At 40.5% G+C, this 14,648-nt stretch carries 11 protein-coding genes; 5 read left to right on the top strand and 6 right to left on the bottom strand.

Annotated features, from left to right (window positions below):
- Positions 1 to 37 precede the first annotated feature (37 nt).
- On the top strand, positions 38 to 2,389 hold the full coding sequence (locus H6G32_RS00705; protein ID WP_190453331.1) for a dynamin family protein: 2,352 nt from the start codon (positions 38 to 40) through the stop codon (positions 2,387 to 2,389).
- A gap of 216 nt (positions 2,390 to 2,605) precedes the next feature.
- Here H6G32_RS00705 and H6G32_RS00700 read toward each other — a convergent pair whose 3' ends face one another.
- The 4 genes from H6G32_RS00700 to hpsN form a co-directional block, all read right to left on the bottom strand.
- Positions 2,606 to 3,244 (bottom strand): peroxiredoxin, encoded by a 639-nt coding sequence (locus H6G32_RS00700; protein WP_190453329.1) that lies wholly within the window; start codon positions 3,242 to 3,244, stop codon positions 2,606 to 2,608.
- Positions 3,245 to 3,655: 411 nt separating this feature from the next.
- Entirely contained in the window at positions 3,656 to 4,831 is a 1,176-nt protein-coding gene (gene hpsP, locus H6G32_RS00695; protein WP_190453327.1) for a hormogonium polysaccharide biosynthesis glycosyltransferase HpsP, read from the bottom strand.
- Between the two features lie 28 nt (positions 4,832 to 4,859).
- Positions 4,860 to 6,035 carry a hormogonium polysaccharide biosynthesis glycosyltransferase HpsO gene (hpsO, locus tag H6G32_RS00690; protein WP_190453325.1) on the bottom strand — a complete coding sequence of 392 codons (1,176 nt, stop codon included), beginning with the start codon at positions 6,033 to 6,035 and terminating at the stop codon, positions 4,860 to 4,862.
- An 88-nt stretch (positions 6,036 to 6,123) separates the two neighbouring features.
- Entirely contained in the window at positions 6,124 to 7,104 is a 981-nt protein-coding gene (gene hpsN, locus H6G32_RS00685; protein WP_190453323.1) for a hormogonium polysaccharide biosynthesis glycosyltransferase HpsN, read from the bottom strand.
- Between the two features lie 47 nt (positions 7,105 to 7,151).
- On the opposite strand from hpsN, the gene H6G32_RS00680 reads away from it, so the two are divergent.
- Positions 7,152 to 7,328: a zinc ribbon domain-containing protein gene (locus H6G32_RS00680; protein ID WP_375539781.1), complete on the top strand. Its 177-nt coding sequence runs from the start codon at positions 7,152 to 7,154 to the stop codon at positions 7,326 to 7,328.
- Positions 7,329 to 7,424: 96 nt separating this feature from the next.
- Here H6G32_RS00680 and hpsL read toward each other — a convergent pair whose 3' ends face one another.
- Both hpsL and glmM read right to left on the bottom strand, forming a co-directional pair.
- The gene (gene hpsL, locus H6G32_RS00675) at positions 7,425 to 9,056 is read right to left on the bottom strand and encodes a hormogonium polysaccharide biosynthesis protein HpsL (protein ID WP_190453321.1); all 1,632 of its coding nucleotides are present in this window, start codon (positions 9,054 to 9,056) and stop codon (positions 7,425 to 7,427) included.
- 345 nt (positions 9,057 to 9,401) lie between these two features.
- A complete protein-coding gene (gene glmM, locus H6G32_RS00670; RefSeq protein WP_190453319.1) occupies positions 9,402 to 10,874 on the bottom strand; it encodes a phosphoglucosamine mutase in 1,473 nt (490 codons plus the stop codon).
- Between the two features lie 734 nt (positions 10,875 to 11,608).
- Between glmM and H6G32_RS00665 the strand changes: the two genes are divergently transcribed.
- The 3 genes from H6G32_RS00665 to H6G32_RS00655 all read left to right on the top strand — a co-directional run bounded on the left by H6G32_RS00665 (position 11,609) and on the right by H6G32_RS00655 (position 14,556).
- Positions 11,609 to 12,397, top strand: a complete 789-nt coding sequence (locus tag H6G32_RS00665; protein ID WP_190453316.1) for a hypothetical protein — start codon at positions 11,609 to 11,611, stop codon at positions 12,395 to 12,397.
- A gap of 164 nt (positions 12,398 to 12,561) precedes the next feature.
- Complete coding sequence (locus H6G32_RS00660; RefSeq protein WP_190453314.1) at positions 12,562 to 13,278, top strand: biliverdin-producing heme oxygenase; 717 nt, start codon at positions 12,562 to 12,564, stop codon at positions 13,276 to 13,278.
- A 417-nt stretch (positions 13,279 to 13,695) separates the two neighbouring features.
- A complete protein-coding gene (locus H6G32_RS00655; protein WP_190453311.1) occupies positions 13,696 to 14,556 on the top strand; it encodes a glycosyltransferase family 8 protein in 861 nt (286 codons plus the stop codon).
- Positions 14,557 to 14,648: the final 92 nt, after the last annotated feature.

The following is a 14,648-nucleotide window of genomic DNA, read 5'->3' as shown; positions in this document are numbered from 1 at the left end:
CGGGAAGGAGTGATGGGAATCTATAAAACAGGGAATTATGCCACAACAGTATGAGGTTTACAAGGAGCTTGCAGATTCTCTGAAATCTGCGGCTGTATTACTAGATTTAGAGCCTAAATCGCAACTGCATCAGGATATCAAGACTATCTGCAATTATCTGACTAGTCCTAGCTTACGGATTGCGGTATTTGGCCCTTTTAATCATGGCAAGTCAACTTTGCTAAATGCCATGCTAGGAAATCGGACTTTACCAATAGATTTGATTCCGACAACAGGCGCAGCTATTACTGTTAAGTATGGCACAGATTTGCGCACTCGCATCATGTTAGTAGATGGGACAGAAATTTACCGCAGTGGTACAGAAATTTTACAGAAATTTGCAATTCTTGATGGCAATAGGCAGATGCGAAAAGATGTGACATCTGTGGAAGTTTTTTGTCCCCATCCTTTCTTAGAAAGGGGTGTAGAATTTGTTGATTTACCAGGGACAAATGATAGGGAAGCACAAGATCAATTAGTGCGCGATCGCCTTTTAAGTGTAGATATAGTTGTGCAATTACTAGATGCACGCAAGTTAATGACTTTGGGGGAGCGGGAAAACTTGCGAGATTGGCTATTAGATCGCGGTATTAAAACAGTTATCTTTGTGGCTAATTTTATTAATTTACTTGAACCAGAGGATCAAAAACAAGTCCAAAATCGTCTGCTATTTGTAGCAGAAAGTTTTCGAGCACAATTACCTCCAGGTTTTAGTAATTTATATCGGGTTGATGCTTTACCTGCTTTACGAGCAAGATTAAAAGGTGATGTTGCAGCGGCGAATAGTAGCGGTTTAGCAGTTTTTGAAACAGCTTTACAGAATCTTGTGGGGAGTTTACAACAAAATCTTGGCGGTGTGCGCTTGCCAAGAGTACAGGCGATCGCATCGCAAATTCTACCATCATTAATCGCTAAAATTTACAATTCTTCTATTGAAATTAAAGCCTATGATGATAAAGAAAATGCTAAAATTGAAATTAAACATAAAGCTGCTAACCTCATAAAACAAGGCTTTAATACTAGTATTTTCGAGTTACGAGATTGGCTATCTTTACCCCATTTGCTAGCAAAATATCAAGCTGATGCGGCTGTAGCGATGGCAGAAAATAATTTTAAAGCTTGGCAAATAGGCACTTTAAAAAAAGACCTGACACAGTTGCAGTTAGCTGTGGTTAAATGGCTATATCAAGCTTATGAATTTTTTCAGGAAGAAAGACCGGAAGACTTATTAATTCCTTTTCCCAATGAACCACAATTAACCCTACCCCCGAAGCCAAACACGACTGATGAGTTAAACGAACCAGGTGCGATCGCAGTAGGTGGTGGTATTGGTTGGTTATTGGGTGGGCCTGTGGGAGCCGCTGTCGTTGGTAGTATTTCCTATTTGTTAAATAAGAATATTCAAAAACAAGACGAACAATCAGCCAAGGAATCTTATCATCAACAGGTTGCCAAAATTTGTATAGCAGCGGCTGAAAATTATTTATCGCGCTTGAGCATTCAAGCATTATCTATCTTGGCTGAATATGAGCAGAAAGCGGCAAAAGTAGTTGAGTTTAAAGTAAGTCAAGAACTGCTAGAAATTGCCAAAAAGCGAGAAGAAGTGCAACAATTGCAAAATTGTTTTAATCAATTGCTGCAAGAGTTAGCAAAAGCAAATATACCTGCAAAATATCAACCTTATAGAGAAATACCAAAATCTAGCAACACCAATACTGCATCTTCCCCAACAAATAATACTCCAAACAAGCAAAGAGAGGAAAATACGGCTCCCCATTCTGATAAAAAGGTAGAACCTCAGCGTCAACAAGTTCCCCCACCACCACCCCAGGAAAATGCTCCTAGAAACACCGAAAAAAAGGTAGAACCTCCGCGTCAACAAGTTTCCCCACCACCCCAGGAAAATACTCCTAGAAACACCGAAAAAAAGGTAGAACCTCAGCGTCAACAAGTTTCCCCACCACCACCGCCAGCAAAAGCGCCTCCCTCAACGCGTCCTGAAGAGGTAGAGGCGAAATTTCGCAATTGGGAACTAGATCAGGAAATAGCGCGAATGAAAGCCGAAATGCGTTCCCCAGGTTCACAAACAGGTAAGCAGCAGCAGCCAAATCAAAGCAATAAACCGCCTAACCAACCTAAAACCCAAGTAGAAAAAGATAAAATTACTCGCGCCTATAGCATTTTAGGATTACAACCGAGTGCTTCTTTTGCTGAAGTGAAACAGGCTTATCGAACTTTAGTGAAAAAATGGCATCCAGATTTGTTTGTAAATCAGCCACAACTGCAAAAGCAAGTGCAAGAGAAGATCCGGTTAGTGAATGAAGCTTACACAATTTTGTCTGCTAAGTAAGTAGACATAATTAAATGTAAAATAAAAATTTTGTTGGTATTGAACGATTTATGGATTTGAAGAAGTAATTTAAGGACTAAAGTCCTGACTACCAGCTTGCTTTTACAACCAATTTTAGGTATATGAACTACATTTTTCAATCTCACGGAAAAACGCAAAGACACCAAGATATAACCTTGCGTCTTTGCGTCTGATGTGCTGAATAATCTTCAGAATTTACTTGTTAGGTTGAGGAGTCATACGCAGATAGGGTTTGATTTCCTGATAACCTTTGGGGAATTTTTCTTTCAGTACTTCAGGATCTTTGAGGGATGGGACAATCACGCAATCTTCCCCGTCCTTCCAGTCAGCTGGTGTAGCCACACTGTAATTATCAGTTAGTTGCAGTGAATCAATTACCCGCAAAATTTCATCAAAGTTGCGTCCGGTACTGGGGGGGTAGGTGAAAGAGAGTCGGAGTTTTTTATTGGGGTCAATGATGAAGACCGAACGCACTGTTACAGTGTTGCTGGCGTTGGGGTGAACCATGTCGTAAAGGTCAGAAACCAGGCGATCTGGATCTGCCAAAATTGGGTAGTTAAGAGTGGTGCTTTGGGTTTCTTCGATATCTCCCACCCATCCTTTGTGGGATTCTACATCATCAACGCTGAGTGCGATCGCTTTAACGTTGCGCTTGTCAAATTCTGGTTTCAGTTTGGCAACTGTGCCTAATTCAGTCGTGCAAACAGGTGTAAAGTCAGCAGGGTGAGAAAACAGCACTACCCAGCTGTCACCTGCCCATTCGTAAAAATTTATGTTGCCGTGTGTTGAGGCTTGCGTAAAGTTGGGTACTGTATCACCAAGACGGAGAGTCATGCAAGATTCCCTGTAGTTAGAAAAGCATCTGTGTTCTATTCTGCCATGATGACACAAAACACCTATTACCCCATCGGACTTACGCAGTTTGCAACAAAATTTTAAATTTTCATCGGTGGACGGAGGAAAGCCAAAATGTGTAAAGCAATCTTAAGAAGAGGAATGATTCTTAAATTTGAAAAATTCTGTACGGTAATTATTTCGTTCTCCTCTGTCATCTATCCCATCAATAACTGCATAAGCTAGGTCTAATTCATCATCAAACATCTGTCCAGAAATTGCATATTTTTTAAGTTATTGCCACAAAGCGTTCAATTCTATTCATCTGGAGAACAATATTTAGGCAGAAAGAAAATATATAATCCCAGACCTTGCTTCCCACTAGGGGGTTATTTAGGAATTCGACACCAATTATTTTTCGCCAGCGATAATTTGATTGTAGGCTTGGATTGTTTGATGAGCGATCGCACTCCAACTAAAATGCTGCAAGGCATATTTTTGGGCATTTAATCCCCGTCGCTGGCATTCATCAGGATTTTCTAAAGCTTTTTGCAGCAACCCTACAAGTGATTGCACATCCGTTGTCCCCACCCAACCAGACTCACTATCTAGCACCTGCTGGCAAATATGCACTTGGTCAGAAATTACCACAGGTACTCCGGCTACCATCGCTTCAGCGACAGCAATTCCAAAGTTTTCATAGTATGAAGGCAAAACAAATAAATCAGCAGCTTGGGTTAAACTAGCTTTGAGTTCACCCCTGACAAAGCCAGTAATTGTAGTGTGCGATCGCAACAGTGAATTCTCTATTAGGGATTTAATTTTTTGTTCATAAATTGGGTCTTGGGGATTTGTCCCAGCTAAAACAAAGTGAAAATTGTAGCCTGTCGCTAATAGTCTCTCTAATGCCGGAATCAACAAATTTAACCCCTTTTTTGGGTCGATTCGCGACATAAACAGCACCAAAGGTATATCACCGGGAATACCTAATTGACTCCGCACCTCCCCCCTTTCTTCAACTGGGGGAATCACACCCAAAGGAATCACCAAATCCCGCGTAGACACTCCAAACCGTGCTGAAACTTTGGCTTCTTGTTCGCTAGTAAAATGAATAGCTGCCGCACCTGCTAAATTACTACGTTCTAAAATAGCAACATAAAGCTGCTTAAATAGCTTTTTTTTGCGTAAATCAGCAGGATCAAGAGTTCCCAAAGGACGCAAAATGTAAGGTAGCTTTTGTTGACGGCATACAGCCGCTGCGGCACTACTTACCGGAGAGAATAGAGCATGAATATGCGCGATGTCGTACTCATGAGCATGAAGTTTTAACCACTGTAGCAAACCCAGGGAAAATTTATAACGCCGAAATGGCGCACAACGGAAATAAATTATCTCATAGCCATTTTGTTTTACTGGATGATTTAAAGGTACATCCAAGGGTTTCTGTCCTGAATCACCATTACTATCAGTTGTGATAATTGTAACTTCTACACCCTCTCTTACTAACGCCGGAGCTAGTCCTAGTACCATTTGACTAGGCCCACCATAAATCAAAGAAATCGAGGGAATAATTTGGAGGATTTTCATTTTTTTGTCAGTTATTATTTACCACTGACTAATGACTACTAACCAGTTCTTGATAAAACTCTAATTGCTGCTTTGCTAAAGCTTTATTTGTATATTTAACCATTGCTCTTTGATAACCCATTGCACCAATAGTTTGGGCTAAATTTGGTTGTTTTATTAATTGTAATAAACAATTAGCTAAGGCTTTAGCGTCACCTTCAGGAAAGATTAAACCAGCCTCACCAATTACATAGGGAATTTCACCAGAGTCGGAACCAATCACCGGCACTTGGCAAGCCATTGCTTCAATTAACACATGGCCAAATTGTTCTTTCCACCCTACAGCAGTTAAGGTTTTAAACTTGTAAGTAGTTTCTGAAGGCAATACCAAAGTACTCATTAAATTAATATAGTTAGCGACTTGATCGTGGGGAACACTTTCTACAAAAATCAGCCTGTCTTGAATCTTGTTTTCTGCTGCTATTCTCATTAATTCCTCTCGTAACTCTCCCCGTCCTACCAGCAGTAATTTCCAAGGTTTATCAGGCAAAGTTACTAAAGCTTGTAGAAGCGTTAACAAACCCTTCTCTGGGACAAAACGCCCAACAAAACCGACAACAAAATCCCCTATGTTAATGCCCAATTTAGCAGCTAATTCTGGTTGTGGTTGAGGAAGAAATCGCCTTTCATCTACGCCCAGTTGTGGTATGACTTTAATTGGCCCTTGATATCCTCTTTGTTGTAATATTTCAGCCCCATCCTGATTGCCGCTAATAATTCCGTGGCTATGGTTGAGGTTATATTTTTCTAAGAGAGCAACTGGTAATTTTAGTTTGTAGGGTAGATTCCACCAAGTAAAAAATACATTTTTGGCTTTAAGTCCTAATAGCTGATTTAAGAGAATCATCTGAGAATAAGCTAAACCCCTAGATCCTTGCTCTACATAAATGATTTGGGGGCGAAACTGTCGCATTAAAGAGATTAAATCAGCGCCAAATGTGAGGAGGGCTTGATGATTTTGACTAAAATTAGAAACTGGAACTATTTTAAATTTGCCTTCATCGCAGTATTCAGTTTCAATAATTTTGTTTTGTACACCGCCTGGTCTCCAGCGCTTTGGCACGACGACTGTCACCTCAATTCCAGATTCTAGTTGAGATAAAGCGCGTAATTTCTCACAATTAAGGTCTACAATATATGTGTGACTGGCAACTAAAATTTTCATAGCTATTTCTAATTATAAAATTCCCCGCTTCGACTACAGATAAACAGAAATTAATAAGTAATATATGTTGATCTGCGGTGACAAAAATTTAAGCTTTTTGATCCAATTTACTGTAAATTTGTCCATCATTCCATATTGATTGGATGACAGTACCCAAGGCTTTTAAAAAGCCTAAAGTGTAGAAAATGCCGCGAGTGAGAATTTTGATCGGCGAACCGCTTTTATTACAAGGGGGATGCCCTAGGACGTGACAATCAAATAAACGGGCGTATAGGCGTAAAGCTTGGGTAGCGGTGAGGTTTTTCAGCCCCATTAAGAAATGGTTATGGTAGAAAGTGAGTTGATATTGAAGCGATCGCATACTAATATCATGACAACCTCCTATTTCTTCCCCTAAATGCACCAAATAAGCCTCTGGGTCATACCAAATCTTATATCCCGTCTGCCGCAGCCGCAAACAAAAATCTGATTCTTCCCGCACTGCACTACCGCCAAACCTCTCATCAAATCTCAGTCCATACTTGGTAAAAATTTCGCGGCGAAAAGACATATTGCAGCCCCTTGCTGTCAGCACTTGCTGGGGTTTAATCGTATGTACCAAATCAATATGATACCAAGCAATTCCTGGATCCATTGCCTGGGGAGGTAGATATTCAATCTGCAATTCTCCACCAGAATCACCCAACTTCATTCTGTCAAATACCCGACCAGCAACAGCCCCCACCTCTGGGTTTTGTACATAATTTTTCCCGTGGGCTGCTAAAAAGTTAGGGGTTAGCTCCACATCATCATCAATAAACAATATAACTTCACCTGATGACCGCCGCACAGCATAATTCCGCGCCCCTGGCAAACTAGCCCAATCTAAGTGGAATAATTTAATTTTCCCGGCTGCTGCTAACTCATTTAAATAAGCTTGAGTTTCTGGTTCGTGTTTTGGGGTTTGATCTACCACCAAAACTTCAAAATTTGGATAGTCTTGCTTCAACACATCTATCAGGCTATCCCGCAATACTTTCTCCCGTTCATAAGTCGGGATAACCACCGAAATTAAAGGATAATCACTCATAATTATTTTTATTTTAGGTTAAACCATAACTTATTAACGTTGATAAGTTGCCTTTAAATATCAGAGAGTGGGATTGCCCTAAGTGCGGTACACATCACGATAGAGATGTGAATGCTGCTAAAAATATTCTTGCCGCAGGGCTTGCGGTGAATGTCTGTGGAGCGACTGTAAGACTTGAACAGAGTAAATCTATTCAGGCTGGTGCTATGAAACAGAAACTCTAAGAAGTGATTCTTGGAATCTCAGTCGCTTCAGCGCTGAGAGTAGTCAACAACTTCAGTATACCCCTGCCGCTTTTATCTGTCTTAAAATTTTAATTATCAGCGTTTTTTTGATGCTTGTGGCTGAGAAACTGCATCTTTTTGATCTTGTTTATCCAGTAATGGCAATTTGAACAGAACTCCAGCAAAAAACCAATAATAGACAGCCACTGGATCTACATCTAGGGGGTAGTAGTAGGTGTTGTAGCTAATAAACAATATAAACACCCACACAGCCGCGCCGTAAGTGCGGTAATTACGGTTTTTTATCTGGCGATATGTCTTAAAAGCAACAACTGTTAAGGTGGTGACCAACCCCAAAAAGGTTAGTAATCCCACAATTCCCACTTCAAACAGTACTTTTGGGTAGTAAGTTTCGACGAGCTTGGTTGAACCCATCGCCCTGGCAGAGTTAGTTGCTCGACCTAAGCCACTTCCTAGGGGCCCATCTACATTTTTCCAATTTTCCTTAAATTGTTGGACTATAAACTCCTGCGGTGGTGAAGCTTCCCAACGACCGATAAAACTATCTGTCCTCTCTTGGACAACAGTAGGATTAGTCACCATTGCAATTCCCAAAATTATCGCCAGTCCCACACCGATGGGGATAAACCGTTTGAGGTTACCAATCTGACCAGTGAGCAGTAGCAAAAGTACAAAGCAAGTTGGTACTAATGCTAGGGCAATTCTCTGTCCAGAGATAACAGCATTGATAAAGACTGATGCCAACGAAGCTAAACTGACCAGCCGCCAAATTATCGAGGGATCTGAGAAGCCAGTAGCAAAGGTGAAAAAGGTGCTAGAAATCAAAAACCATGACCACTGCCAGGGAGCCACAAAAGTTCCTGGTAGGCGTATTACTCCCTCTTCGGGACTATATAAAAGCGCTCCCCCAAAATAACACCGAGCTTCTAGTGATGTGACAAATAGGGCGTTGCCTTCTAAACCTCTCGTGCCTTGACATATACCAGTTAGTAGTAACATATATTGGATAAATCCAAGTACACAGCAGAGAAGCGTCAGGACAACTTGGAGGCGCGATAAAAATAGAAAATCCTGCTTATTACGAATGAGATAGTAAGCACAACTAATCAGGGGTACGTAGCCTAAAAATACTTTTAATCCCAGAATTCCCATGCCTAGGGGGACTTCTTTGGCTACTTTTGTCATGAGTCCCGCGTTAGGGGGGTTGAACTGCTGTCCACCATTAATAAAGACTAAAGTTAGGAGACAGCAACCGAAGACAATCAACAGTGGAGTTTTAATAGCTGGGGGAATAATAAAGGGTAATCCCTGCTTGCGACAAGTTTGCCAAATGCCAATCATCGCTGGCACATAAAAAGCATCTTTAGCCAATTGGAGTATAGGACTATTACCCAAGTAGTAGATGATAGTACCCCCCATAGGCACATAAATGATGAAAGCAAATAAGGCTTGGCGGGGGTATTTGTAGGAAAAAGACAAAACGAAGATTCCCACTACGCCGGGAATTGCCAGTTTAATTCCACCTGCGAAGAAAAGTAGAATGCCCAAGAAGAAACCGCCAGCGGAGGCGGTGGTGAGTAAGCTAGTGAGTTCTTTACGGGCTTGAGTTGCTTTGCGCTTTTGGGCTAACTGTTCTTTGAGGCTAAGGGTGGGTATTGTTGCTGGCGTCTGCTTTTTTGTGCGCGGGGATTTTTTGGTTTTTGCCATAAGTGTAATCAGTCCTACCTTCCTTCTTGAGTCTTAAGTCAGCTGATAACTATTTAGTTTGAATGGATGGGTAGAGAAGGATTGACTGTGCCAATTTTAGATTTTGGATTTTGGATTTTGGATTTTGGATTATTTTTCGGTTCAAGCCCCGCCCCTTTTGGACGGAACAAATCTAAAATCGTCAATCCAAAATCCTCAAGCTGCATCCCAAGAGTGGGTGTAGTCAATCCAAAATCGCAAATCTAAAATCCAAAATTGTTTAACCTATTTTTCCCAAGGCTGAAGAAAATATGCTCGCTGATTACTCTTGACTCAGCACTCTTGACTCAGGAAGGAAGGACTCTTTTAGGCTAAATATTGTTGGACTTGTGACACCAATTCATTTGTCCAGTGGTTGGCAAGTTCAGCATTGGCAGCTTCTACCATAACTCTGATTACTGGTTCTGTGCCAGAGGCGCGGACTAAAATTCTACCAGTATCACCCATTGCGGCTTCGGCGTTGGCGATCGCCATTACTAAGGGTTGGCAATCTTTCCACCCTAAACGGCGATCGCGATCTACTACTCGCACATTGTGTAATAGTTGCGGATAGGTCTGAAAGCTTTGATCCACCATCTGCCCTAGAGAAACCCCAGCCTCTTTCACCAAAGCGGCTAAATGCAAGGCTGTTAACAACCCATCTCCGGTAATTCCATAATGAGGGCAGAGGATGTGACCTGATTGTTCGCCACCTAACATTGCCCCTGTTCTAGACATTTCTGTCTGTACGTACTGATCCCCTACTGCTGTACGAATTAATTTACCCCCTAGCTTTTGCCAAGCCCTCTCAAAGCCTAAGTTAGCCATGACGGTGGAAACAATCAGCTTGTCTGGTAGTTGTTGCTTTTGTTGTAAATGGCAGCCCCAGAGGTAAAGAATGTAATCACCGTTGACTTGCCTGCCAGTATTATCCACAGCTAAAACGCGATCGGCATCGCCATCAAAGGCAAACCCCAAATCAGCGTTGTGTTGCTTAACTGTTGTTTGCAGAATATCTAGGTGAGTAGAACCGCAGTTAACATTAATGCGATCGCCATCCGCTTCGTTATGCAAGCAAATCACCTCTGCACCCATTTCTGTAAATACTGTAGGTGCTAACCCGACTGCTGCCCCCCAAGCTAAATCTAAAACAATCTTCATCCCCTGAAGATTGATGCCCCCTTGTAAAGGTTTTTGCAGCGCCTCCCTATAATGCCCAATTAACTCTTGGCGCGAATAATGCCGCCCACAATGACTGACGATCTCCGTCGGTGATCTCTTACCACGCAGTCCCGCCTCAATTTCTGCCTGCAATAGTTGAGGTAACTTCCCACCATCCGCCCCAAAAATTTTAATGCCGTTATCTTCTGGCGGGTTGTGAGAAGCTGAAATCATTACCCCGCCGATAGCATTAGTCACGCTAGCGAGATAGGCAACACAGGGAGTAGGACATAACCCCAAATACCAAACCTCTAACCCCGCAGCAGTTAACCCTGCACTCAAGGCCATCGCCAGCATATCGCCAGAATTTCTCGAATCTTGTCCGAGGATGACAGGCCCAACTTGATCAGCATGGGAACGCAAAACCATCCCCGCCCAAAAACCAACTTGCAATACTAAAGGCGCACTCAGCAATTCTCCCACTCGTCCGCGAATGCCATCTGTCCCAAATAAGGGAGTTTTAGGTAGGGATATTAAGTTAAGGGCAAAACTCCTCTCAATTCCTATTCCCACTCCTTCAGATTCAGACACAGAACCCCCAGCAATGCCACCTTGATTCCGAGATATTGATAAGACCATAGGTTTAAACACTCCACACAATCAAACTGGAGAATAACACTTTACAAGTTGTTCAACAATTCCGAAACTGGGCTTTCTTGAATAAAGCACTCAAAGACCTAATTTACGTAAATATGTAATTTAGATAAATTTTCGATATTGATTCTGTATAAGAATTATCTACGCAAAATTTTTGTGTAATAATTTTTAAGGAAAAATACTTAGTTAAGACAATATTTTGGTTCTACTGAATCCCCTTATGCTCAGGAACATAGATTTAATTTTCTGTAGCATGGGTAGAGCAGCAGCGAAACCCATTAACTATTTACTAGTGTTGGCTTTCTTTCCTCAACCCATCCTATAAAAAAAGTTGTACCCTTACATAAGGGGTACAATAGAACCTAAGTTGTAGCAGTATCCCACTTAACCCCGATTTCCAAGGGGTAATGAATTTCTTTAAGTCCCCATTGCAGAAGTATTGCATACATCACTAATAACTTTTTAAACATCTTCTCAGTCATCTTGAAAAATTCTCAATAAGCAGTCCGATTTCAATATTTGTGGTAGCTACTAATAAAGTTCATTACTGAACTTATTCATCAGGCTCAAACAGTTTCAGTAGGTTTATCAGTCAATTACTTAAAAAATTACGGGAGTGCAATTTGGACATACCAAACTCGACAGTTAACGTGCGAACTCTTCTCGGCCGTCGGCAAGTCAATCTCGCCATTCAATGCCTAGGATCATTAGTGAGAATGAGTAGGGAAAAAATTCACATTATTATCCATGAGGATGGTTCTCTTCGCCCCGAAGACATTTTAACTCTTCAGTCCAGTTTGCCTTGCTCTGTCATATCCAGAGAAGAAGCCGATTCTTTGATTATTCCTCAATTAGCCAATTATCAAGCATGTTTGGAATATCGCCAAAAGCACGTTTTTGGTCTAAAACTTTTTGATATTACTTTATTAGAGACTGACATATTGGCATACTGCGATACGGACATTCTCTTTTTAAAACCTTTTAGTGGGTTATTTAATATTTCACATTTTGCAGCAGATGCTGTTTTTATGGAAGATTGCCGTGAGGCTTACGCCTTGCGTCCGTGGCATTTGTGGCCGATTGGGCCAGAAAAACTTCCTGCCAAAATTAATGCAGGTTTGATTTGTTTTGATACCTCAAAATTTGACCTTGATCGCATCAATTATTTTCTCAAAAAATATAGAGATGAAGATGCATTTGTCAAGCACCACGCTTGGATTGAACAAACTTGTTGGGCAGTAGCAGCATCTAAACTCCGTTGTAAGATATATGACCCTCTGGAGTTCATCATTTCCAACCCAGGCACCCTTCACCGCTTTGAACAAACGACCGCAATACATTTTGTCTCTTTACACAGAAAATTAATAAGTCAAGTTAAAGAACCAGACTCGGAAAAATTAAATTTGCTTGAGCCTCAGACTGTTAATGTAAAGATTCCCAGACGTGCAACCTCATATTCTCTTTTTAGATCCGCTATGCTAGGGCGTATGGGTTATGACGGTTAGCATTACTGTATTGCTTCTGTATAAAGCCGTACAAAGAAGGCAAACTTAAGAAATTTTAATATTAATTCTCATCAAATAGTTTTAATGTAACGTTTTAATGGCTTTTTTAGTCATTCGTAAATCAAAGCTCTGGAAGTTAACATTTTAAAGTTGAGAAATTTAGTATGAGCAGCAATTTAGCCGCCAAATTACGTGTAGGCACCAAAAAAGCCCACACAATGGCAGAAAATGTGGGTTTTGTCAAGTGCTTTTTAAAAGGAGTAGTAGAGAAAAACTCCTACCGGAAACTGGTTGCTAACTTCTATTTCATCTACTCAGCGATGGAGGAAGAAATGGAAAAGCACTGCAATCATCCGATTGTTGGCAAAATTTACTTTCCCGAACTCAACCGCAAGCATACCTTAGAGCAAGACTTACATTACTACTTTGGACACAACTGGCGGGAGCAAATCAAATTATCCGCCGCAGGGGAAGCTTATGTAAAACGCATCCGGGAAATATCCGATACAGCCCCAGAATTACTAATTGCCCATTCCTATACTCGTTATCTAGGTGATTTATCTGGGGGACAAATTCTCAAAGGTATTGCCCAAACAGCGATGAAACTTGGCGATGGGGAAGGTACAGCCTTTTATGAGTTTGCAGATATTACCGATGAGAAGGCATTCAAAGCCCAATATCGGCAAAACTTGGATGAAATGCCTATTGATGATGCTACAGGCGATCGCATCGTAGAAGAAGCAAATGCCGCCTTTGGTGTGAACATGAAGATGTTCCAGGAATTAGAAGGCAATTTAATCAAAGCCATTGGTGTGATGCTGTTCAACACCCTAACACGACGACGCACACGCGGCAGTACAGAACTGGCTACTGCTGAGTAAAAAAACCTGAGTCAAGAATTAAGAGGGTTATTCAAAACACTCAAAGTAAACAGACTCAGAGCCTATCCAAAAACCAAGATCAGTCTAGAACCAATCCAAGCGTTAGCAATACGTAACATAGCTAAGTAGTTATCTAACTTTCATCCATCTGATAGTCGGAACTTTAAATTATTGCTGAGTTCGTCATCTAACAGATTGTCAAAGAACGTTTTTGGTTAATTTTTGGATAGGCCCTGAGTTACACTCATTTTCTTGGAAAATATCACTTGAGACCATTCGTAAAAAATCAACTCCATATCCAGATTATCTATAATTAATGACACTTAGATTACCGTTATAATAGTACTTGGATTAGCAGTAAATTCTTAGTACAAAAGACTCAGATATAAATCAGATATAAAAATTAAGGAAAAACCAGTGGAAGTTTTGTTTTGTTTTGATGAAAAATACGAACCACACTTTGGTGTAGCTGTAACCTCTCTGATATTAAACAACATTGACCATCTCAGCAAAGTTCATATAGTCATAAAAAAGAACAGTCATAGCTTTAATCAAAAAATTGATCAACTCAAGGAAAAAGCTAATGTTGAATTTTTAATTTATGAAATAGATGATCAACAAATTAAAGATTTAAAACTATCCTACCATGTATCTACTGCTTCATATTATAGATTGTTAGCTCCTGATATTCTTCCAGACTATCTCAATAAAGTACTCTATCTTGACTCAGACTTAGTTGTAAATGGTTCAATTTGGGAATTATATAATTATGACATATCAAATTATGTAGTTGCTGCCTATTGTGGTCAAGGCAAGGCTGTAAGCTCAAAACAAAGACTCGGACTTAATGGAGATTACTATTTCAATGCTGGTGTAATTTTGATCAACTTAGAAGCTTGGCGGAATATTAATGTCGGTAAAAAATGTATTGACTTTCTTCGCAACTATCCTGAGATGGCAATACTCTTGGATCAAGATGCTTTAAACAAAGTGATTGATGGACAGGTTCTGCATTTAGATAAAAAATGGAATTCATTAGTTGAACTATATACGAGTACATCCAATGTTAATGAGCAATCGGTTATCATTCACTTTATTGGCTCATTAAAACCCTGGCATAGCTGGTGTATTAGTAATGACAAAGAAATTTATTGGTCATATTTGAAAAAATCTCCATGGTCAAATTATAGAGCAGAAATGCCTAATAGCCTGAAAAAAGTTTTATCCGCCATTAAATCAATTTTCAAACAGCTTCAAAACCCTAAAATGTCAAGTTAAGAATTAGGTAAGCTGATACCTGCGGCGTCCGTGGTGCCATCCCTATTCAGAAAAAGGGATAAAATCGAGCTTAAATTCCAGTATGGTAAGTT

It is taken from the genome of Cylindrospermum sp. FACHB-282, from assembly GCF_014697195.1.
Lineage (GTDB): Bacteria > Cyanobacteriota > Cyanobacteriia > Cyanobacteriales > Nostocaceae > Cylindrospermum.
Note: the sequence above shows the minus strand (reverse complement) of the source record. Positions and strands in the feature narration are given on the sequence as shown.